At 60.2% G+C, this 21,433-nt stretch carries 18 protein-coding genes and 4 pseudogenes; 7 read left to right on the top strand and 15 right to left on the bottom strand.

Features of this window, described 5'->3' with window-relative positions; translation table 11 throughout:
• Nucleotides 1–9: 9 nt before the first annotated feature.
• Nucleotides 10–255 carry a hypothetical protein gene (locus QA640_RS44850; protein ID WP_283043691.1) on the bottom strand — a complete coding sequence of 82 codons (246 nt, stop codon included), beginning with the start codon at nucleotides 253–255 and terminating at the stop codon, nucleotides 10–12.
• Nucleotides 256–334: 79 nt separating this feature from the next.
• On the opposite strand from QA640_RS44850, the gene QA640_RS44845 reads away from it, so the two are divergent.
• Complete coding sequence (locus tag QA640_RS44845; RefSeq protein ID WP_283043690.1) at nucleotides 335–886, top strand: NAD(P)H-dependent oxidoreductase; 552 nt, start codon at nucleotides 335–337, stop codon at nucleotides 884–886.
• Between the two features lie 92 nt (nucleotides 887–978).
• Here the strand turns inward: QA640_RS44845 and QA640_RS44840 are convergent.
• Both QA640_RS44840 and QA640_RS44835 read right to left on the bottom strand, forming a co-directional pair.
• Nucleotides 979–1,803 (bottom strand): annotated as a pseudogene (locus tag QA640_RS44840) (DMT family transporter).
• 11 nt (nucleotides 1,804–1,814) lie between these two features.
• Entirely contained in the window at nucleotides 1,815–2,240 is a 426-nt protein-coding gene (locus QA640_RS44835; protein WP_283043689.1) for a hypothetical protein, read from the bottom strand.
• A 17-nt stretch (nucleotides 2,241–2,257) separates the two neighbouring features.
• Between QA640_RS44835 and sugE the strand changes: the two genes are divergently transcribed.
• Nucleotides 2,258–2,572, top strand: a complete 315-nt coding sequence (gene sugE / locus QA640_RS44830) for a quaternary ammonium compound efflux SMR transporter SugE (protein ID WP_283043688.1) — start codon at nucleotides 2,258–2,260, stop codon at nucleotides 2,570–2,572.
• A 37-nt stretch (nucleotides 2,573–2,609) separates the two neighbouring features.
• Here sugE and QA640_RS44825 read toward each other — a convergent pair whose 3' ends face one another.
• From QA640_RS44825 to QA640_RS44790, 8 genes and pseudogenes are all read right to left on the bottom strand, one after another.
• Nucleotides 2,610–3,734, bottom strand: coding sequence for an amidinotransferase (locus QA640_RS44825; RefSeq protein WP_283043687.1), 1,125 nt, complete (start codon nucleotides 3,732–3,734; stop codon nucleotides 2,610–2,612).
• 755 nt (nucleotides 3,735–4,489) lie between these two features.
• Nucleotides 4,490–6,130, bottom strand: a complete 1,641-nt coding sequence (groL, locus tag QA640_RS44820) for a chaperonin GroEL (protein WP_283043686.1) — start codon at nucleotides 6,128–6,130, stop codon at nucleotides 4,490–4,492.
• An 89-nt stretch (nucleotides 6,131–6,219) separates the two neighbouring features.
• On the bottom strand, nucleotides 6,220–6,534 hold the full coding sequence (gene groES, locus QA640_RS44815; protein ID WP_283043685.1) for a co-chaperone GroES: 315 nt from the start codon (nucleotides 6,532–6,534) through the stop codon (nucleotides 6,220–6,222).
• A 314-nt stretch (nucleotides 6,535–6,848) separates the two neighbouring features.
• Nucleotides 6,849–7,285: pseudogene (locus tag QA640_RS44810) on the bottom strand (hypothetical protein).
• A 306-nt stretch (nucleotides 7,286–7,591) separates the two neighbouring features.
• Complete coding sequence (locus QA640_RS44805) at nucleotides 7,592–10,405, bottom strand: hsp70 family protein (RefSeq protein WP_283043684.1); 2,814 nt, start codon at nucleotides 10,403–10,405, stop codon at nucleotides 7,592–7,594.
• 27 nt (nucleotides 10,406–10,432) lie between these two features.
• Entirely contained in the window at nucleotides 10,433–12,265 is a 1,833-nt protein-coding gene (locus tag QA640_RS44800; RefSeq protein WP_283043683.1) for an Hsp70 family protein, read from the bottom strand.
• A 115-nt stretch (nucleotides 12,266–12,380) separates the two neighbouring features.
• Nucleotides 12,381–13,001, bottom strand: coding sequence for a DUF2760 domain-containing protein (locus QA640_RS44795; protein ID WP_283043682.1), 621 nt, complete (start codon nucleotides 12,999–13,001; stop codon nucleotides 12,381–12,383).
• Nucleotides 13,002–13,140: 139 nt separating this feature from the next.
• Nucleotides 13,141–13,467, bottom strand: a complete 327-nt coding sequence (locus QA640_RS44790) for a hypothetical protein (RefSeq protein ID WP_283043903.1) — start codon at nucleotides 13,465–13,467, stop codon at nucleotides 13,141–13,143.
• On the opposite strand from QA640_RS44790, the pseudogene QA640_RS44785 reads away from it, so the two are divergent.
• A pseudogene (locus QA640_RS44785) lies at nucleotides 13,390–13,794 on the top strand (transposase); the annotation flags it as partial. The gene QA640_RS44790 and the pseudogene QA640_RS44785 sit on opposite strands and share 78 nt — an antisense overlap.
• A 171-nt stretch (nucleotides 13,795–13,965) precedes the next feature.
• On the opposite strand, the gene QA640_RS44780 reads toward QA640_RS44785, so the two are convergent.
• Nucleotides 13,966–14,940, bottom strand: a complete 975-nt coding sequence (locus QA640_RS44780; RefSeq protein WP_283043866.1) for an RNA-binding domain-containing protein — start codon at nucleotides 14,938–14,940, stop codon at nucleotides 13,966–13,968.
• A 372-nt stretch (nucleotides 14,941–15,312) separates the two neighbouring features.
• On the opposite strand from QA640_RS44780, the pseudogene QA640_RS44775 reads away from it, so the two are divergent.
• Nucleotides 15,313–15,672: pseudogene (locus QA640_RS44775) on the top strand (IS5/IS1182 family transposase); the annotation flags it as partial.
• Nucleotides 15,673–16,127: 455 nt separating this feature from the next.
• On the opposite strand, the gene QA640_RS44770 reads toward QA640_RS44775, so the two are convergent.
• The 3 genes from QA640_RS44770 to QA640_RS44760 all read right to left on the bottom strand — a co-directional run bounded on the left by QA640_RS44770 (nucleotide 16,128) and on the right by QA640_RS44760 (nucleotide 19,178).
• Nucleotides 16,128–16,646, bottom strand: coding sequence for a hypothetical protein (locus tag QA640_RS44770; RefSeq protein ID WP_283043681.1), 519 nt, complete (start codon nucleotides 16,644–16,646; stop codon nucleotides 16,128–16,130).
• Nucleotides 16,647–17,096: 450 nt separating this feature from the next.
• On the bottom strand, nucleotides 17,097–17,549 hold the full coding sequence (locus tag QA640_RS44765; RefSeq protein WP_283043680.1) for a winged helix-turn-helix domain-containing protein: 453 nt from the start codon (nucleotides 17,547–17,549) through the stop codon (nucleotides 17,097–17,099).
• A 357-nt stretch (nucleotides 17,550–17,906) separates the two neighbouring features.
• Nucleotides 17,907–19,178 (bottom strand): IS256 family transposase, encoded by a 1,272-nt coding sequence (locus tag QA640_RS44760; RefSeq protein WP_283036997.1) that lies wholly within the window; start codon nucleotides 19,176–19,178, stop codon nucleotides 17,907–17,909.
• A gap of 124 nt (nucleotides 19,179–19,302) precedes the next feature.
• Here QA640_RS44760 and QA640_RS44755 point away from each other — a divergent pair, with 124 nt between their 5' ends.
• The 3 genes from QA640_RS44755 to QA640_RS44745 all read left to right on the top strand — a co-directional run bounded on the left by QA640_RS44755 (nucleotide 19,303) and on the right by QA640_RS44745 (nucleotide 21,197).
• Nucleotides 19,303–19,758 (top strand): cupin domain-containing protein, encoded by a 456-nt coding sequence (locus tag QA640_RS44755; RefSeq protein WP_283043679.1) that lies wholly within the window; start codon nucleotides 19,303–19,305, stop codon nucleotides 19,756–19,758.
• A gap of 84 nt (nucleotides 19,759–19,842) precedes the next feature.
• Nucleotides 19,843–20,049: an ABC transporter substrate binding protein gene (locus tag QA640_RS44750; protein WP_283043678.1), complete on the top strand. Its 207-nt coding sequence runs from the start codon at nucleotides 19,843–19,845 to the stop codon at nucleotides 20,047–20,049.
• Nucleotides 20,050–20,228: 179 nt separating this feature from the next.
• Nucleotides 20,229–21,197, top strand: a complete 969-nt coding sequence (locus QA640_RS44745) for an ABC transporter substrate-binding protein (RefSeq protein ID WP_283043677.1) — start codon at nucleotides 20,229–20,231, stop codon at nucleotides 21,195–21,197.
• The last annotated feature ends 236 nt before the right edge of the window (nucleotides 21,198–21,433 follow it).

Here is a 21,433-nt window from a genome sequence, read left to right as displayed (position 1 = left end):
CCCCATCGGCTACAGGAAGCTCATCTCGTTCTGCTCTTGTAAGAATCGCTCTGAAACAATCAGATCCCGCACCGCCGCGCGGCCTTTGGCAACGAACTCGCGCCCCGATGCCAACTGCCGCCCATTGAACTTGCGACGCTTTGCCGCCGGCCAACGCGCGAACCCGCGAGGAAGATACAGCCACTCGGGCGGACCCAGCACTTCGCTAACATTCGCCTCGCTGACGACTCCCAGGAGATGACGGCGAAAAATCACTGTCCGGTCAGGCGCAAGCGCCTGCCAGTCAAGTGAAGGTGTTGATCGCGTACCACTCGGTAACTGGGAACACCGAAAAGTGGCCCAAGGTGTTTCAGAGGGTGCCAAGTCGGTTGCGGGGACGACCGTCGACCTGAAACGAGTGAACGATGTGGCAACAGAGGACTTGCTGTCGGCGGACGCCGTAATCGTTGGCTCGCCGGTCTGCTTTGGAAACGTGTCAGGCGAGGTCAAGGCGTTTCTTGACAATTGGTTCCTGAAGTTCGGTGTATTCCGAGATGCCAAGATGCGCAACAAGGTGGCTGGTGCATTCGTAACGGGTGCAGCCGTCTCTAACGGCAAAGAAACGGCCATGCAGGCCATCCATGCTGCGCTGCTTATGAATCAAATGGTGATAGTTAGCGCCGGAGGCGCATTCGGCGCATACGGCGCGAGCGCAACAACCGGACCTGATTCTCCTGGAATCGATGACAAGAAACTAGAGAGCGCCCGAGCTCTCGGCAAACGAGTCGCAAGCACCGGTGCAGCCACAGGCTCGCCGTCGGTCATAGGGCAAATTAGTAGAAACCAGAACCTAGACCAGCATGCTAGTGAGACGGTGGTGGACCAATCCGGCCGGCCCGCACGATAGACCTTCCCCTCCATGGCCAATAAGCGAATTTCCGGGACATATTGACAAAGTCCATTTTGCGGCCCAGTTAGCGTGACGTCTTCGATCGCCATTCAACTGGTACGAGATGGCGCACTTTCTCGACTGGCGAAGACCAGCGCAATTCCCCCGAGTATTGCAAGCGATGATATGGAAAAGCGAAGGGAGATTGCTTCTCCGAGCACTAAGGCGCCTGCCAATGCCGTGATGACCGGAACGCTCAGTTGCAGCGAGGCGCCTTGCGCAGGCGTCAGACAGACCCGGGAGCGCCGCGTACCAGATTGTATAGCCAAGCCCGGACGCAACAGCGCCGGAAAGGATCGCACAAGCGAATCCGATGGCAGTGAGGTTCGTGCCGAACAATAGGACGCACAAAGAAAGTCCAATTGCGATTGGCAGGGAACGCAGGAAATTCCCGGCCGTCGCGCTGAGGGGATCCGTAATGCCACGGCCAAGCAGCGAGTAGGCGCCCCATGCAACGCCGGCAGCCAACATGAGACACGCGCCCGCCACTGAAGGCGCCATCGCACCGGGAGCAACGAGCGCCGCCAGTCCTGCGACGGCGATTGTTAATCCGAACCACTGCAAAGCGGATAAGTTTTCACCGCGGACGAGCCCATAGCCGACCATTGTCGTCTGAACCGCACCAAACAAAAGTAGCGATCCCGTTCCGGCCGGCAGAGAGGCATATGCAAAGGAGAATGTGGCCGCATAAGCGAATAGCGCTACAGATGCGGGCCACGATCCCCCGGACGGTTCAGGCTTTCGGCGAAGCGACAGGATGAGGCACAGTACGCACGCGCCTGACGCAAGGCGTACAAGGGTAAATGTGGCCGGATCGATCGCAGCATGGGACAGGGCTAACCTGCAAGCACTGAATTTGCCGCGAACGCAGCCATCGCCAAATCGGTCAGAGCAATTGTCCCGATCCTGATGTTGTCGCGGTTCCGACCACGCAATCTTCTCCGCTTGCGTTGCGGACCACGGTCTCCAACTTGCAGATCGGCTTGTCGTCGCGGACGTGCTCGACCTTGACGCTTGCCGTAATCGTCTCTCCGACCCGGACGGCCTTGACGAAACGCCAGTTGTTGATGCGCCAAGAGGAGACACCTAAACGAGACCACTTGCAGTGATGAACACCGGAAACGCTGCCGGATTGCATCGGCGGCATTTTTTTAGCTGCCTTTACGATCCTCAGCTCGGCAAATTGAGCGCGAAAGCCTGCCCCTCTGTGCGAAAATAGGCTGCAAAATTCTTCGCCTGCCCTGCTTTTTCTTATGCGGACACGGCGCGCGATAGGCAAAGAGCGCGGAGAGGAACCAAGATGAACAAACACTTCAAGGAGGATCTCTCATGGCTTGGTTCTTCCTGATCGTTGCTGGCCTGTGCGAAACCGCTTGGGCGATCGGCCTCAAATACTCGGAAGGATTCTCGCGGCTGTTACCCACAATCGGCACAGTTGCGGCTATGGCGGCCAGTATTGGATTGCTCGGCCTGGCCCTCAAGTCGCTGCCGGTCGGGACAGCCTACGCAGTGTGGACGGGCATTGGCACCGTCGGCGCTACGGCGCTCGGTATCTATCTCTTCAATGAGCCAGCGACGTTGCTTAGACTTGGCTGTATCGGCCTCATTCTCTCGGGCATCATCGGACTGAAAATCACCTCCTAGCCCCTGGTGCGATGTGGGTCTTAAGGAAGGTCGGGGCTCAAAAATAGCTCTCCAACGTGCCGCGCCGCCGGATGTCGAGCGTGGCGCAGTGGAAGGCGCCGCCAAATGCGGCGTAATGCAAGAATTCGCAGGGAATCGGTTCGAATCCCCATTTCTCCATCGCATGCATTGTCGCCTTATGATGCGGATCAACGATGACGCGATTCTCGTCCACTGTCAGCACGTTCATGTTGAGCCATTTCCCGCACAGCGAGGTGATCTTGAGCATAGGATCGGTTATCGGGTCCGGCTCCGGGGCCACGAGGATGTCCCATTTTTTCAGGATGGCCGGAAGGCGGTCGACGTCTATGTATTCGGGGTTGATCAGAATCTTGCCGGGTCCGAGCGGCAATATGGTGGTATCGATGTGCATCGGATTGGGACAGCGGCTCTCGATCTCATGAATGCGATAACCATCGCCAAGGTGGCGACGCAGCCATTCAATACCAGATGCATTGGTGACGTTGCTGCGGGTGACGAACAGGTCGCGCCCGCAGCGAAAGAAATCGGCGGCGTCGAAGACCGGTTCAAATTCGGTCAGAATGTACGAGACTGGCTCGCCTTTTTCGGGGACGCGAAACTCCGGATCGAACAACTCGTCCGTCAGTTGCGGCCTGGGCGCAGCGGTCCAGCGCGCGCCGCGTCGGAAATAGTCCTTAAGTATCGGGCGATATGAGTGCGTCTCGAAGTAACGACACGGCCAAACCATCGGCGTTTCGATGATCTCATTACCGATCACAAGCATGCTGTCGCGCGGGCAGGAATTGCAGAAGCCGTGTGAGGACCATTCCGGCGTGCGGAAGCGTTTCCGGTGATCGATGGCTTCCGGCCTCCTCACCACAATGCCCAGCGACTGTAACAGCGCAACAAAGCCTTCAAGCTCGCGCCGCGCTGGTTCGATCATGACCTTTGGATAGCGGAAGCCGGCGAACAGCGACTGGGCCCACGCAGCCATGCCCGGGATGTTACAGGTGACAACCGGATGATCGGACGGGATGACCGCACCCTCGAGCCTTCCGACGATCACTTCCTCCACCGGATCCCACTCGTTGTGTGAGTTCACTGGAGAAACTAACCCCGCCGGGGCGGCGTCCGGGCCGACAGTGCGCGTGACCATGTCCATCGCATGAGGCCTCTGCACGCTACAACGGTTGCGCGCCTCGGGGGTTCCAACGGAAGGCGAGATGCGGTCGGCGGTCGGCGGGCAATGCGTCGGCGTAATCTACTACCGGGACGGTTCGTATGCGTTCAATCAAAAGACCAGCCGCTTGCCGATTCAACTGAGGCGGTTCGGCCCGGCATTAGCGTCAAGGTGTCCAAGTCCGCTCAAAAGCAGCCGGCGGCGAGAAGTTTTTCTAATTCCGCAGTTCTCCCGCAGACATCAAGAACTTGATCCATGCCCGATTACGCGACCTGCAACTGGCTATTTACAGTCAGTTCGCCAGCTCGCTCCCCCTTAGCTCCCCGGCTAACCCACAAAAGGCTGAAAGTCCTTTGGAGCAAGTGCAAGGCTTGTCCAAGCTCTAACCTTGAGAGGAGTAGGCTCTTTGGTCGGTCAGCGTTGCAGGTCGAAGCGGACAAAAAGTGCTCAATATAAGCTCTTCCGAGTCTGACCCGGAACGGAGAGGCTGCCACTGTCGTCTCCCTCGTTAAGTATGCCTTCGGGTGGCGCTTCATCTAGCCGAGGTTAGATCATTGCCGCGCGCCCTAAGCGGACGCCACGCTCGGCGAAAATACGATCAGCGAAATGTGCCTCGGCTTGGCCCCCCTGCTGATGGGGCACCTCCATCCACTGTTGTCGTCGAGTTGGACCGGTAGCTAATGTGGAAAGGCCCGGCATCGCTGGGCCTTTTTCTCTTGTGCGCGCAACGGTTGGTCTCAGAAGTCCATGCCACCCATCCCGCCGCCCGGAGGCATCGCGGAGCCGGCAGCGGCCTTCTTCGGCAGCTCGGCGACCATGGCCTCGGTGGTGATCAGCAGCGCTGCGACTGAGGCTGCGTTCTGGATCGCGACGCGAACCACCTTGGTCGGGTCGATGATGCCCTTGGTGACGAGGTTGCCGTATTCGCCGGTCTGGCTGTCGAAGCCGAACGAATACTGATCCTTCTCCAAGATCTTGCCGACGATGACGGAGCCGTCCTCACCCGCATTGATCGCGATCTGGCGGGCGGGTGCCGACAGCGCCTTGCGCACGATCTCGACGCCGGTCTTCTGGTCGTCGTTCTTGGTTCGGATGCCCTTGAGATGCACGGAGGCACGGAGCAGGGCGACGCCGCCGCCTGGAACGATGCCTTCCTCGACCGCCGCGCGGGTCGCATGCATCGCGTCATCAACGCGATCCTTGCGCTCCTTCACCTCGACCTCGGTCGCGCCGCCGACGCGGATCACCGCGACGCCACCCGCGAGCTTGGCGAGACGCTCCTGGAGCTTCTCACGGTCGTAGTCCGAGGTGGTCTCCTCGATCTGCGCCTTGATCTGGGCCACGCGCGCCTCGATGTCGGCCTTCTTGCCGGCGCCGTTGACGATCGTGGTGTTCTCCTTGTCGATCATCACCTTCTTGGCGCGACCGAGCATGTTGAGCGTGACGTTCTCGAGCTTGATGCCGAGATCTTCCGAGATTGCCTGGCCGCCGGTCAGGATCGCGATGTCCTGGAGCATGGCCTTGCGGCGATCGCCGAAGCCCGGAGCCTTCACGGCCGCGACCTTCAGGCCGCCGCGCAGACGGTTCACCACGAGCGTGGCGAGCGCCTCGCCCTCGACGTCCTCAGCGACGATGACCAGCGGCTTGCCGGACTGCACCACAGCCTCGAGCAGCGGCAGCAATTCGTTCAGCGAGGAGAGCTTCTTCTCGTTGATGAGGATGTAGGCGTCTTCCATTTCAGCGCGCATCTTGTCAGCGTTGGTGACGAAGTAGGGCGAGATGTAGCCGCGGTCGAACTGCATACCCTCGACCACATCGAGCTCGGTCTCGAGCGACTTGGCTTCCTCGACGGTGATGACCCCCTCGTTGCCGACCTTCTTCATGGCATCCGAGAGGAACTTGCCGACTTCCGCATCGCCATTGGCGGAGATGGTGCCGACCTGGGCGATCTCGTCGTTGGAGGTGACCTTCTTGGAGTTCTTCTCGAGGTCCGCAACGACGGCGTCGACGGCGAGGTCGATACCGCGCTTGAGGTCCATCGGGTTCATGCCGGCGGCAACCGATTTGGCGCCTTCACGGACGATCGCGGCGGCCAGCACGGTCGCGGTGGTGGTGCCGTCGCCGGCAGCATCCGCCGCCTTCGACGCCACTTCCCGCACCATCTGGGCGCCCATGTTCTCGAACTTGTCCTCGAGTTCGATCTCCTTGGCGACGGCAACGCCGTCCTTGGTGATGCGGGGCGCGCCGAACGACTTGTCGAGGACGACGTTGCGGCCCTTCGGACCGAGCGTGACCTTCACGGCGTTGGCGAGGATCTCGACACCGCGCAGCATGCGGTCGCGGGCATCGACGCCTAATTTTACTTCTTTAGCTGACATATTTGTCCTCCCTGAATTGAAATGGTCTCTCACCTGCGAGGCAGCACCGGCAGGCGCTCCTCCTGGGTGAGCGTTTGCGGCGGTCAGCGTTAGGCCGCCTTCTTGGAGCCGGCGACATCGGTGAGAACGCCCATGATGTCGCTCTCCTTCATGATCAACAACTCCTGGCCGTCGATCTTGACCTCGGTGCCCGACCACTTGCCGAACAGCACGCGGTCGCCGACCTGGACGTCGATCGGGATCAGCTTGCCGCTCTCGTCGCGGCCGCCGGGGCCAACGGCGATGACTTCGCCCTGGGAGGGCTTTTCCTTGGCCGTATCGGGAATGATGATGCCGCCTGCGGTCTGCTGTTCGGCCTCGATGCGCTTGACCACGACGCGGTCGTGAAGCGGACGGAATTTCATGCGATCCTCCTTAGCTTTTGTGATTATTGCTGGATTGGCAGTCGCAATGAGCGAGTGCTCGCCGCTCCTCACATAAGCCTGTGAGACTTGGGTGCAAGGGCTTCGACCCATGTCGCCCATTGGCCCAATCAGCGGTTGGGGTGTCCGCTATTCGCCGCTGTCAGGGGAAAAGCGGACGTCGCATCTTTGTAGATGCGGAGGTCATACGAAGCGGTTCGCTGCTAGAGGTGGAGGGGGGCACGGCAGAGAAATTTAGCGAGCCGCGCGGTTACGATCAGCGTCACTTCTTCGCTGCACCCAATCCGGGGGTGGTGTTACTGCGTCAGAAATCTATATGCGACAATCAGTGCCACCATGCTCACACGAAAATCAGCAGTGCCGTGAGTGACTTTCGGATTATGGGCCTCGTCGAATGGCGCGCAGCAGATAGCCCGAGCTGAGGTGTAGGCCGTCTCTGGGAACGCGCGACTTTGCCACCTGTCGTTGGCGTGCGAGCCTTTGGTTCCGGCGCCGCGCCCACGCCTCCCATCTCACTGTAATAAGCGCTATAGACCCCGCGAACAGCCAGGGCCGTGGACTCGGCCTCGGTCATCGTCTCGAGTCGGGTTCGATAGTTGGTCAGAAAGCTCTGTGCGTTTGGTGGAAGGTCATCAAAACCACCGAGCTTGGCCATCATAAGCCAAGTGGCAAAATCCGCCTCGGCCTTCGTGCGAGCTTTCTTGGTGATACTGGCGTTAGAGCTAGAGGCCATGGTGTCCGATTGGTTGGCCCGCCCAAGCTTGCCGGCGTTCATGGCTATCGTTGGACAGTATTTCGGTTGACGGCAGCTATCCCGCTTGGCGCCTGTCTTGCGCGCGAGGAGTTGGCCTTGCCGCCAAAGCCGCTAAGCCGGCGCTGGACCAAATTTAAAAGATGCTTACTGGACGGCCAATCTGCTCTTTTGTCGAAGTCGTGTATCTTGAGTGAGCCAAGAAGCTCGCTCACACAAAACCATCATCGAAAGGTTCGTGGCCGTGGTCCGTAGCAAAGCGGATAGCGGCGCGGGCCTCGCGCATGACTATTCGATCAGGATCAGACCGGGAGGGAGTGCCTCGTCGTACAGACTGGCGCGGTCGGATCGTCCGATCGGAACGAACCCTTTGATTTTTGCGGTCTGCAGCGCAGGGACGCCGGATTTCTCCAGCTTGCTGGCAATCATGCCGCGCAAAGGCATGGGTAGGTCCAGGCTCCGATCGTCGACGACGCGCGCGGCCCGGAGGAACAGAATCTGCAGGTCGAGCAACTCGGGCGTAGTCCAATCGAAGCTCTGGAAAGCCTGATACGCGTGCTCGACGAGATCGGGCGAGACAACAGTCTCCGGCCCTGCGTAGAGCGGAGTTCGGTTGAGCAGGAGCCCGAGCGCCGCAAGATAAGGAGCGCAGTGTCGCTTGGCCCGTGCAAGCGTCACCGCGGTGTCGCAGAAGCAACGCACCAGTTCCGCCTTGGTGTCGTGGTGGATCAGTTCTAAGGATCCAGCCAAACGCACGAGTTCGTCGGGCGCCTTGCCGCTGCGGATTCTGTCGATCTCTCCGGCTATAAGCCTAATCTGGCGTTCGCGCGTGAGCCCGCCCGCCACCCGGCGCCAGAGGATGTATTCCTGGCTCTTGATGCGCCGACCGGGGAAACACGGGCCATCATCGTGCACCCGCCACAGGGCATCGATACGAAGATCGTCCCGGACAACGCCGAAGCCCGGGCGCAGTAAGAAACCAGCCACGATGAGCCATGCCTCTTCGTGGTCGGCTGAACGTCGTCTGTCGTCCCGCCGCTCCTCGAGAGCTGGCCAAAGGGCGCGCAGCAGGGCCCCATTCCATTCACTTCTGGCAGACGCGAGGATGCGCTCCATACCCTTGAGGATCGTGGCAGCAGTAATCTTGTTCTTCTTGCTGTTATTGATAGGCTGGGTGAAAACGATCCCGATTTGCCTGCGTGCCGTTTCCAGCGCGTCCGCTGAAGCGTTCGGTTCAATCGGAGCGTTTTCCTCCCGTGTCCGCCCCTCGCCGGGCGCGCCCGCGACGCCGTGGACGTGCTCGCGCATGTTGAATTCCAGCGGCCAGGACTGCTGGAAGGCAGGGTCGGCGCTGACGCACAATATTTGGAGCAGCCCCAGTGCGTTCATCTGCGCCGTCAGACGGACGGGCAACATCCCGCCCGCTTCCGGTCCGGATAGCTCAGCCGTCCTGACGATGGTCTGGAGCGGGGGCAACGGGTGAAATTCGCTTTCCGACCAGGAAACGATGTCTCCGGCCCGGCTGACGCTCTTCCGGGTTGAGGAATAAGCCTGGAAGCGCACCAGCTGATCGGTGCGCAGCTTAAGCCCAAGATCAGTGATCTCAAAAAGCTGCGACGGCGCTGCACCCTGAGGAAGAACGCATACGAGGGGCGGACGCACAACCTGGCGATCTGTTGTCTGTATTCCCTCCACTTCGAGAAAGATCGCAGCGGCGGCCCCAGCGGCGATGCGAGCCGAACGGTGGTGGAGAAGGGCACCAAATCGCGCAGCTCCGCGCGCCACCGCCAGATCCGGCTCCTCGTTCTCCAGAACCTGCGGTACGAAGCCGTCCTGCCAGCCTCCGATTTGCTCGCGGAGTCTTTGGCGCAGGAGCGGTGGTCGAACGGATCCGCCGTTGAACAGGACGGCATCAATGCGCGGGCGATCGTTGAGGAATTCGGCAAGATGTCGGGTTATCGCGCTGTCGGAAGGATAAGGAAGTCCCCATTCCCTCAGTGCCGCGCTCGTCCGGTACGGCCGCGCCGCCGCGTCGCAGAAGGGAAAAAATCCGTCCAGCAACAGGCTCTCGATTTCCGCGCGCATCACCGTCGCCACCTGCGAGCCGCCGACCATCTCCGACCCGCGACCGGCCAGTGCTACAACGAACCGCTCATCCGGCGGCCCCGTAGCGGCAAGCGCGCGCTCTTTCAGATGACGGCAGGCGGCGACGAGCTGATCCCATTGCGGCCCGGAAAGCCGGTCGCCCGCCCCGGCAAGCCGCGGCTCCAGGAAGTGGGCGACGGCAAGGTCGATATTGTCGCCGCCGAGCAGCGTATGCTCGCTCACCGCGACACGCCTGATATCGGGGTCCGGCGTTTGCTCGTTCAGGCGAACTTCAAAAATGCTGAAATCCGAGGTGCCGCCGCCGATATCGATGACCAACACGTGTCGCAGCCCGACATCGCCGGTGTCTGGCCGCTGCCATAATTCGTGCGCTGGGTCGTGGCTTTCCAGCCAGCAATAGAACGCAGCCTGTGGCTCTTCGAGCAGTCGCACATCGCCAGGGAAGCCTGCTTCCTCGGCGGCGGTAATCGTCAGCCGCTGCGCCGCCGCATCGAAGGAAGCCGGGACGGTGACCGTGATGTCTTGATCATCGAACGCAAACCCGGCCTGGGCAAACCGGCTGTTCCAGATCCCCCGCAGATAGTTCAGAATCAGTGCCGAGGCGCGTACCGGTGAGATTTTCTGCTCACGTGCCAGAACGGTTGATCCCCATGGTAGAAACGGTGCCGACCGGTCGGCGGCGTGATGGCAAAGCCACGACTTCGCGGAATGGACGACCCGTCCGGGCGCTTCGCTTGCCTTCATGCGTGCAAAAAGGCCAACGATCCATTGCCCATCTCCGACCACCTCACCGCGCAGGTGTGCTGCGACCCCTTCCTCTGGCAGGTACATGAAAGAAGGTAGCGTTGGCTTCTCGGTCAGACTCGCCAGGCCCTCCCATTGCTGGACGAGAAGGACCTCTGGCGTCCCCTCGCCGACCAGTGGCGCGAATGCGAGTGCGGAGTTGGTGGTGCCGAGATCAATACCAATGGCGAAGCGGGCGCGGTCTTTCGTCAAGAACTACCTCCAGAGGCGGTCCGTCCCCTATTCCGTGCGGACCTGGAACTCAACCTTCCATCGGCGATCGGAGTTCGTGTGCCTCATCCAAAGCTCAAGGATCCCAAGTTCGGTGACGACGGGGCTGACGAGGACCGGCACCGCCTGCCCTACCGGGACGTCCTGTGCTGGGACCGCGACTTCGAGCAGGCCAGCGTCATCAAGCTCACGCTCCGCGTCGGGGAGTATCTGTCCCGGCGTATCGCCGCTTCGTACCGAGGAGGAGAAAAACCGAAACTCCGCCGTGCGACCGGTGACAAGGCCGAACTCGCGTCCTTCGATCATCAGTTCCGTGCCTTCCTGCATCCCCTGCGGGACAACACACAATGCCTTCAACGGCGGCTTGTAGCCCGGAATGGCGGGCATCGACGTTTCCAGGCCGATGTAATAGGAGCGCGCCGCGCCAGCCTTGATACGCATGCCCTTGCCAGTGGCGCGGAGACGTCCGTAGATCGCGCCGCCGCGTGCGACGGCGAGGTCTGGTTCGAAACCCTGTAATTCGCGGACTGGCTGGCCGCCATTCCATGACGCCAGCAGATCAAGCACCCGGTTACGGATTGGCGCTGCCTTGAAAACGCCCCCATTGAACAAGACCGCGGTCGGCATCAGCACCTGCGTGCCAGCCGATGCTCCCACTAGAGCGGCAAGCTTTTCGCTTGCCTTCACGTTCTGCAGACTCTGAGCGAGAAACCGGGCGATATGCTTGCTGACGACCGGATCGGAAGCATACGGCAGACCGAATTCCTGCAGCCCTGCCCCACGGCTCTCGCGCGGCAGGTCGTCAAGGCTGGTTCTGGCGAAAAAACCGTCGACAACAACTTGCTCTAGCGTCTCCCGATCGAGAGCCGTTGAGACAGTCTTGGCAAGCAGGCTGGAGCCGCGCGAGGGGACCGCGATTGGCGCCTGCGCCAGCCCGCCATCATCAAATAGGACGATCTTGGCTTTGGAGGCGGCGTGCACGAGCGCCAGGAATTGCCAGGAGTCCAGCCGTTTGCCCTCGGCCTCAAGCTTGGCGTTCAGCGCATATGCGAGCGCCAAATCCATATTGTCGCCACCTAGCAGAATGTGCTCGCCGACGCTGACACGCTCAAGTTCGAGCCGGCCTTCAACATCTGTGACCGCGATCAAGCTGAAATCGGCTGTCCCGCCACCGACATCGCAGACCAGCACGATATCGCCATCAGCAATCAGGCTTCGCCATTCTCTGCGCATCTGCGCCATCCAGGCGTAAAATGCAGCCTGCGGCTCCTCCAGCAATATGACGTCCTCAAGCCCCGCGGCCTTGGCGGCCTCGGCGGTGAGGCTTCTTGCGACCTCATCGAACGAGGCAGGAACGGTTACAACGATCTCGCCTTCCGAGAGGTCCCAATCCCGCCCCTGCGCTCGTTCGGTATGCAGGAACGCGTCCCTGAGATGTTGGAGGTAAAGGCGTGAGCATTCGAATGACGAGAGCTTCTCTTCGGCGATGTCGGATCGCCAGGGCAGGATCCGCTGCTTCGGGTCGATATGCGGGTTGGATAGCCAGGATTTGGCGGAGGTCGCGAGGCGATCAGGCACGAGCGCCCCCCGCTCGCGCGCGAACTGGCCAATGATCGCGCGCTCCCCGGCATCGCTCCAGGGCAGAGGGAACGAACTCTCCGGGAACTCCTCGGAGTGCGGAATATAAATGGCGGACGGCAGTGTCGGCATCTCGCCGATCTGATTTGGTCCTAGGGTCTGCGCGATTTCGATAATCCTGGTCTCACCACTCTCGAGATCGGCGATCGCGATCGCGCTGTTGCTGGTGCCGAGGTCGATGGCAAGACTGAAACGAGCGCTCATGAGAGGGTAGTCCTGGTTGTCGTGCTGTCAATTCGCATCAATAGCAGCGCGTGATGGAAAGCACCGTTGTACGTGATCCGACTCGGGCGTCCGGCAGCCGGCCGATGCGAGCCGTTTATCTCAGTTCCACCTCCGCCGGAGCGATTGCTGGAAGTCGATGGGTCGAGTTCCGCAAAACGCGCGGTAGATTCACAGCATCCGTTTTCCAGCCGTGGTGGATAAGCACTCCCGAGAACGGCGCCGGACCGCTGATCTTGCCGAGCAGTCGATACTCGTCCGGCGAATAGCCAGCGGCGACCTGCACCGTCGATCCTTCGCTCTCTGCGCGCACGGGGGAGATTCGAAAGTGGTCCAGCAGGGCCGTCTTACACCCGGCATGGACCACGCGCGCGGCTGCCCCAACCTGTGCGTCATCATGCGCGTTGATGTCGTCCATCAGGAAATCGACCAGCCGGCCCCTTGCCTGCAGCATCGCCAAAAAGTTGACGATCTCGGCGTCCGCTTGGTTTGCGCGAGTCGTAACAGGCGTCGGTCGGGCCGCCTCAATGCCAGCACTTCGGTTATCCCGCGACGGGCCGCGCCCGACCAGAATCGCTATCAGCGCGACAAGGCTCAGCGCCACCGCCCCACCCGATAGATACATTTGGAACGCGCTCGCTGCCGGCAGCAATTCCAGTGCATTCACCACGACCAGGAGCAGGAGCACTATGATGGCGACCGCTTTCATCGCATGCATGTTTAGCCGCAGCTCCCTTTTGAGACGCATCAGCGTGACGCACGAAGGATATAGAATATCGGCGGTTGTGGAAACCTAACCTGCTCGGATACCAGCTCTCTACGTCTATCGGGAACACGTCAATGCGGCGAGGCGCGTACTAATCGACAAAATCATCAAGGCGCAGCGCCGTGCCGGTAGAGTTCCCCACCAAAGTCGAATTGGTGATCAATATCGAGACCGCCAGGGCGCTGAGCCTCACCGTCTTACCGCCACTGCTCGCCCGCGCTGACGAGGTCATCGGACAGGAGCATTGTTTGTTGCAGCGCATCTGGCCGATTTTGTTGAAAAAGTGTTCGGTTGCGTGGGTTGATGTTCGCTGATTCAGTCGTTGCGAGAGGACTGAATCTTGATGGGACATCAGCGAGTTGAGCAGGCCGCGCTGTTCTATGAGTTTTCGCTCGAGCGGCACGTTCCGGCCGATCATCTGTTAAGATCGATCGACAGGTTCGTGGACCTGGGCTAAGGCGAGAGCTGTCTCCTTTCTACAGCGCGTTGGGCGTCCCTCGATTGCCCCGAGCTGATGATCCGGATGCTGCTGGTCGGTCCCTCCTTCGTCATCCGCTCAGAGGCGCTTGTGCGAAGAGGTTCACCTCAACCTGGCATACCTCTGAGTCGCTTTGGGCTCGATAGTGACGTGCCCAATCACTCGACCTTCTCAAAGAACCGACATGGCCGCTTCCGCGACAGTGATCTGTTGCGACAGCCGTTCGAGGCCACCTTGCGCCGCTGCATCGACGAGGGGCTGGTTGGATCTGCACGAACCGTTTCTCGACACCCAGAGAACCGGACAGAGCAAAGCGCGCCGCGCGTTCATTCTAGCACTTGGGGCAGCGGACTTTCAGACCGTCGCCCCAAAAGAAGCGCAACGAGACGAGATCGACCAAAGCCCTGTGTGCCGCATTACTGCCCGTCATCGTCCCGCTTACGACTGGACGCGTCCCCGCTGGGTCGGCGGTCTAAGTTTGCGTAGATCAGCATCATCTTTCGGAACGCTTATTTTTCCAGGTCGAAAAGCCGCTAGCATAGATTTCGGCTTGCCCGTGTAAATTGCAAAAGCGGACTGGGTCCCGCGCAGCCGCTGAACGATTGCATCACGGCTAGTCGGCGGGCAAGCGGCCAAGCTACGCAAGTCTTCGACCAGATCATCGACGCTCATGGAGAGCTGATGAACATCGTGCCAGATTGGCATCCATTTTCTTGGGTAATATGCTTGCGCATGTAGATAGGCCAGCGGCTCGTTAACACGATTGTTAAGAAGGAAATTTTCGACAATCGCGTGAGGCGTAATAGCATCTCTGACGACGCGGACCGTCTCCCTATCCGCAGCCGAAATCGGTTGCACGTCACCGACCAGCCGTAGGGTCGGCGCGCCCTTCGTCTGCGAGAAGTCGCCCTCACGAACGAATTGGATTGAAGGAAGCAACTTCTTGTCTATGACGAAGCTGCCGGTTCTCCCTAGCACTTCTCCAGTATCGAGGTCGATTGTCGCGCCAGCGCCCGAAGCAACGCGGATCATCCTCTTGCCGAATTCGGCGACCGCGCGAGCTTCACGTGCTTCGATAATGGCCCTGAGCTCTCCTGGCTTGATCTGACGCGTCTCGCCGACGTGGCGAAAATAGATGGCACCTTCCCGAAGATCGCTTCCTACGTTCTTCAGCGCGATCACTGGTGCCCGTTCGTGCTTCTCGACATGAATGACGCCAATTTTCTTTCTGCCGATTGTGTGCGAGACGCGGGCAACTCTGGGGACGGGATCAAGACAACTGACCAGATGAGAGCTCAGCAACGCCGGATCAAGTATTTCGAATTTGTCATCGGACATCCCTTCCACGACAGTTCCTCCATCCCTGATACCGAACAGGAGGTGGCCACACTTGTTGTTTGCTAAACCGGCGATGGCCTTCAGGATCTTGCCGCTGACCGCGTAATTGAGTTTGCACTCAATGATGTCAGTTTCTCCGCTTCGAACGTGCCAGATGCTCTTGCGCTTTTCAAATAGCGCACGATGTAATCGATGTCCGTCGGCGCTTGCGGGCCTTTGTCATAGATTGCGGCGTGTTCAGCGTCCCACCTTGCAACGAACCTAGTAAGTTCGTCGTCGCTGGCGGGACCAACATCTTTTGGCGTAGGTACCATCTTTGATTTGCGCGATGCGGCCTGAGCTAATCAGTCGGTCGGCGCGATTGATTCGCGAGCATGGCGCGTGCGAGACCGACCTCGGCGTCGGTCATGTTCCTCTTTTTGGGCATTTTTCCCCCCAGCCGACCACGATATCGAGGTGATGTGGCTGATCGGCCGCCTGGCTCCCGACCATAAGACGATCGCCGATTTCCGGAAGGACAATGGCGCGGCGATCCGGAAGGTTTGTGCGAAGTTCGTTGCGCTATGCCGGCAAATTGGCCTGTTGCGGACCCCGAGCGTTGCGATTGACGGCAGCAAGTTCAAGGCAGTGAACAACCGCGACCGCAACTTCACGCATGCCACGATGGCGAGGCGGATGGCGCAGATCGAGGAAAGCGTCGGTCGATATCTGCGTCAACTCGATAGCGCCGATCGGCAGGAGCCATCGGAAGCGATCAGCATCAAGACGACGAGGATCAAGGAAAAGATCGCTCGGCTGAAGCAGGAGACGAGCCGATCCGACGCGAGAACACCGGCCGCCTGCAGTGATTGGCGACCACGGTCGCGTGCCGACCTATCTGTTTGCACACAACCAAGACCCTAAGCGGACATTTGCAAGCTGGTGTTTTGGACGCTCAGCTTAGTCAGTACTAGGTCCGCTGAAGCTATATCCTCAATTGCGATACCCACGGACTTGAACACGGTGGTGCAATTAGTGGGGCGTGACTTAATTCCTGCGAAAATCTCGCCTGCCTCGGCGTAGATTGCTGCATTTGAGAGGATTACGTCGTCGGATTTCTTGAGCGCAGCCTCTCGCGAATCGACAATGATCGTGTTTGCAATGGCACAATCGTCGAGCTCCCGCCACGTTGGCCGTGGTGAGCCGACGGCATTCACGTGCGCGCCAGGCTTAAGCCAATCTCCCCTTAGAATGGGTTCCAAGGGCATTCGTCGCGGTCACGATCACATCTGCTCCTTTGACAGCAGACTCCGCATCCATTGCGACGGCGCCATGCTCCTCAGCGAACCGCCGCGCGTGTTCGGGTGTTCTGCTCCATACCCTAATCTCTTAACGCCACTGCCAAGGATCGCAAGACTGCGGCTGACAGGGGAGGCCACTCTATTGGTCACCGCGGCGGAGACGGCAGCTGTCCGCATCTCCGTAATGAGGCGGCCGTCCATGACCGCCAGCGGTTCGCCCGTGTCAGGACGGAGCAGGAGGATCATGGCCATGTGCGTTGGAATGCCTTTGTTGGCATTGGCCGGATAAAAGCTGACGAGTTTGAGCCCCATCGCCTCGTCGATAACGGCGGGCATGATGCCCAGATATCTTCTGCCTTCTTCGATGGAAAGCATGTTTCGAACTGGCTGCAGCGCTCGTCCGGTCGAGAAGGCCAACAGCGCGCTTTCCATTGCAGGGATCAGGTCCTCCCAATGCAAGAGCCTTTGGACGTCGCGTTCATCGAGATGCAGAATTGGCATTGGACGTTTCCCCTCGTCAGGTGCACCTGCTTGTGCTCCCGACAGGATGCATCACTGCTCGCCGGATGTTGCTAAGCCGTTCCGAAAAAATTCCGAAAACGCACCGAAAGCGAGCTCGGGTGCTATTCCGGCAGGCCCGCGAGTCGGAGCCCTTCCTCAAGCTGAGCGCAGTCCTCTGGACGGCGGAGAGGTATGCGTTTCCTCAGATTGGAGATTCGAAGTAAGGGATCAGCGCGACGCAAGCGCGTCATGACAGCACCCGCTTCTTCTGTTCGCCCCGTCAAGGCATTGCTGGCCGCGGCCACACGAAACCCTGCAAGGAAGCTCGGTTGCTCGCGAATCGTCGAACGCCGAGTTCGAGGCCGATCCTTCTGGCGTCCACCGTTTTGCCCTTGTAGACGAAGCTGGAATTGCGCGCGATTACGAACAGCCAGCGGACTCGGGACAGTGCTATAATGATGTCTTCGACGATGCCCTCGCGACGTATTCCTGTTGGGGATCATCACTCAGATTGTCGAACGGAAGAACGGCGATCGACGGCTTCTTCGGCATGATCAATGGCGGAGTGTGCACGGGCTCACTGCCCAACTTACTCGCCTCCGGTCCGATATATCGATAGCCGCGTCGCGCCAGCGTTTCTATCCAGCAATCGGCCCCTTTTTCAACACTCAAGGATCGCCGCAGGGCTGCAATTTGAACGGAGAGATTGCTCTCTTCGACGACGAGGCCCGACCATGCGGTCTCGATTAGCACGTCCTTGCTGACGACTTGGCCGGCGTTCTGTATCAGTAGATGCAGCAGGCCTACGGCGCGCCCTCCAAGGGGAAGCAGTTCGCTGTGCCGAAACAACAACTGCCCGTCCACGTCCAATCGAAAGGGGCCAAATGCGTAAGTGGTAGGCATGTCTGAAATCGAAGCCCGCCAGAGCTGGAGAGAGCCGGTCCGAAACGAGTTCCTCGATTATTGTATGGCCGGGTACCGGCTTCACAAGATGAATCTGAAGCCAAATTTCCATTGCAACGCTCTAAGAGCTTGCCGCAAACAAGACTTTCGGGTCGGAGCCTTTGTAGTAGGCGAAAACTTCCGGTTCTGCGGTCTATCACAGAGGCCGACGCTCTTGACCCTGAGCGGTCATTGTCGAGCGTCACACTACTGGACTCGGTTAGCTCCAAGGAGTTCTAATATGTGTGTCTTGCTCCACATTAGGGGATGTCCCGATCGCTGTTGAACTACGTCGGGCCGACGTTGCCGGAATGAATGTTACGCGGCCCTCGTGACGTGGGCAACGTTGATCGTCATGCGATTGTGGCGAGCTTGAAGGGCCGCACGCAAAACCGACAATTGCTTATGCGCCTTCAATCGTCGGAAGCCCTTGTTGGCCTCGATCATGCCGGCCGCGACCCATCGCAAGGCCATGCCGGCATCCCGCCAGCGTTTGACGTTGCGCGTGACGCGGCGAATGGTGCCCATCATGTTCTCGGCGATGTTGGTACAAGCGAGCGATCGACGAAGCTCCTTCGGCAGCTTCAACCGGACGACAGTCAGGATTTCGTCGAGGCCTTCGAGGATGCTGGCCGCTACGCCGGGCCATTGCTGGTCGAGTCGACGCGCGAGATTGCGGATCAATTTTTCAGCCTTGTCGGCGTCATCGAGCTCCCAGGCCTGGCGCAGCACCCGACGGGTGGCCGCATGATGCTCTTTCGGCAGGCGTTCCATGATGTTGCGCGCCTTGTGGATCTGGCAGCGCTGGATCGCAGCGGCCGAACCGAAGGTGCGGCGGATCGCCTTCGACAACGCCTTCGCGCCGTCGGCGATGAACAGTCTTGGCACCGTCGGGTCGAGCCCGCGCGAGACCAGGTTGTCCAGCAGGGCCTGAACCGTTGCGGCGTTCTCGGTCGCCCCTTCCACCAGCGCCAGCGGATGCTTGTTGCCTTCGCCGTCAACCCCGATCGCGGCCACCAGCACGAGATCGTCGCCGAGATGCAGCCCGTCGATTTGGACCACCAGAAGGTCGAGCGCGGACAGATCGGCAGCCATGAAGTCGGCCAGCCGCGCCGCCGACAGCGCTACGAACCTCCGCGAGGCCGCCGACTTCGAAACCCCCGATCCGGGCGGTGCCGGCACGTCACCCTCGGGCAGCCGGACAGCGCGGCCGAACCGGCGCGTCGACACATTGATCAGCATCAGGTTCATCGCCCAGCGACCGAGCCAGTCCTCCTCCGCCGCCGTTTCCCAGCTCGGGATCGTGACCTCGCGGCCGTCCACGCCCCGGACCCGCGGGCGCTCGACCTCGATCTTGCCGCCGTGGAAGCCGATCCGTCCCCGCGTTCGGCCCCAACGGTGCGCCCGCCGCGCCGCGTCGCGACCGTGGCGCGGCCCGCAGGCCGCCGTGACATCCGCCTCCATCATCGTGCCGAGCGCCTCGATCCCTGCCGCAAGGCAGAACCGATCGAAGCTCGCCCGCACTTCTGCAAACGCTTCGTCCACAGCCCCGGTCGCCGGCCAACCAGCCGGTGTGATATCTCTCGTCATGGCGTTGCTCTCCTTTGTGGAATCAGCACCCCGAGCCTACCGGCTCAAGGTGGGCAACGCCGACCTCTTCAGAAATTCAACAGAACCCGGGACATCCCCCCACATTACGGTGGGAGGAACTCACATGAAGAAGCTCTTGGTGATAGCGGGCTTAGTAGTGTTCTCTTTCCCGGCGGCAGCACAAAACACACCGACGCGGGTCACCCCTGATGCACTTGCGTGGAAGGAGAACCCAGCCTTCCCCAAAGGTGTCCAGCTAGCAACGCTGGTGGGAGACCCAACAAAACCGGGGGATGTGGTTGTCTTGCGTATCAAATTCCCCCCGAATTTTCAGATGCCGCCGCACACTCATCCCTATTCCGAGGTCGTGACCGTCATAAGTGGCGATATCGGGACTGGTCACGGCGAAACGTTTGAGAAGAAAGGCGAGTTGTTAAAGCCGGGCCCATTGTGGGTATATCCGGCAAAGCACTCTCACTACGCCTGGACCGGAAATGAGGAGGCCGTTCTCCAAGTCCAGTTTGTCGGTCCTGGAGGCATTGATTACATCAATTCGGCCGACGATCCGCGCAAGAAGTAATAGTAGCCACTCAGAGCTTGCTGGCCCGAATGCATGGTCCGGCCGTGCGTTGCACCCGGAGGGCAGCCGGACCGTCCAGGGGGCATGCGCCTCGCCCCGCGTTTGCACCGCGACGACGATGCCCTCGTGCCACGATTAATCGAGATCCTCAATGGCACCAAACCTTCCGATCTACCGGTAGAGCAGCCGACCAGATTCGAGCCGGTAATCAACATGAAGACGGCCAAAGCGCTCGGCCTCACCTTGCCGCCCTCGTTACTCGTTCGTGCGGACGGTGATCCAATGATGTGAGCGAATGTCTGTTCAAGGCCCTTCGCAGCGGGCCATAGCGGAAATCGGCAGGCCGCCATCTATCGAATAGGGCGACGCGATTGACCCACAGCGGTCTTGCGCCATGCGCCGCAATGAGTGCTGGCCCAATCGAAACGTGGTAATCTCCGCCCAACGTCCTCAAGGCGCGTGAGGATCGAATGAAGCGGCGGGATTTCATAGCGGCTGCTGCGGCGCTGTTCGTTTCGCCACCGCGTTTGCGGGCACAAGGGCCGCCGCGCCGGATCGGTTTCTTGATCCCTTACTTCAGGCAGCCAGGTCGCGACGCGTGGCGCAGCGGCTTGCGTGAAAGAGGCTGGATCGAGGGCAAGAACCTGCTCGTCGAATATCGTTACTATGCCGAAACCCCGGATCGCGTACCGGCTCTAGCGGCCGAACTCGTCGCGCTCAACCACGATCTGTTAATTGCCGTGGGACCACAGGCAGCCCTGGCTCTGAAATCGGCAACTGCGACCATTCCGATTGTCTTCGTGGTTGTGGCCGATCCCGTGGCGCTCGGCCTCGTCCAAAGCCTCTCGCATCCGGGCGGCAACATCACCGGCCTTACGACCTTCGTGCCGGGAGATTTCGTCGCAAAACGTATGGAAATCCTCCGGGAATTGGTGCCTGGCGCCTCGAAAATTGCCATCCTGGTCAATCCGAAAAACCCACTCCACAGACTGGGGCTAGCCGAGGAGTTGCCTCGCGCGGCGCGGAACCTTGGCGTCGCTCTGCTGATAGTTGAGGCGACCACGCCCGAGGAAATTGATGCCGCCTTTGCCTCGGCCGCCGCCCAGCACGCCGATGCCATACTTGATCTTAATGATCCTCTGACCAATTCCCAGGCTCCGCGAGTTGTCGCACTCGCAGCGATGCATCATCTGCCTGCGAGCTATCTTTTTCGACAAGACGCTGTTGGCGGATTGATCGTCTATGGCCCCGATGTACCCGATCTATTTCGCCGTGCAGGCGGCTACGTCGATAAGGTCCTCAAAGGCACCAAGCCATCCGATCTGCCGGTAGAGCAGCCGACCAAGTTCGAGTTGGTGATCAACATGAAGACTGCCAAGGCGCTTGGCCTGACCGTGCCACCGTCGTTGCTCGCTCGCGCCGACGAGGTCATCGAATAGGACGCTGTTTGTTGCCGTGCATGGGTCCGGTTATGGCCCCCAAGGCGAAGTCGGCCGGTGGCTCGCTGAGGTCCGCTGTCACGGGTCGAGCGGACTCATTTGCCACGATCCTCGACCGGCGCTTTTGACCCGTTGTGGACCTTGCCGACCCGCCCAGTTCAAAACCAGTGGTTCGTGTCTGGCGAGAGGCACAGACCTTCGCTGCTGCGCAGCGTCGGTTGGCGAGCCAACGTGGC

The organism is Bradyrhizobium sp. CB82, from assembly GCF_029714405.1.
GTDB lineage: Bacteria > Pseudomonadota > Alphaproteobacteria > Rhizobiales > Xanthobacteraceae > Bradyrhizobium.
The sequence above is the reverse complement of the archived record's forward strand: the minus strand, read 5'-3'. Positions and strand labels throughout refer to the sequence as shown.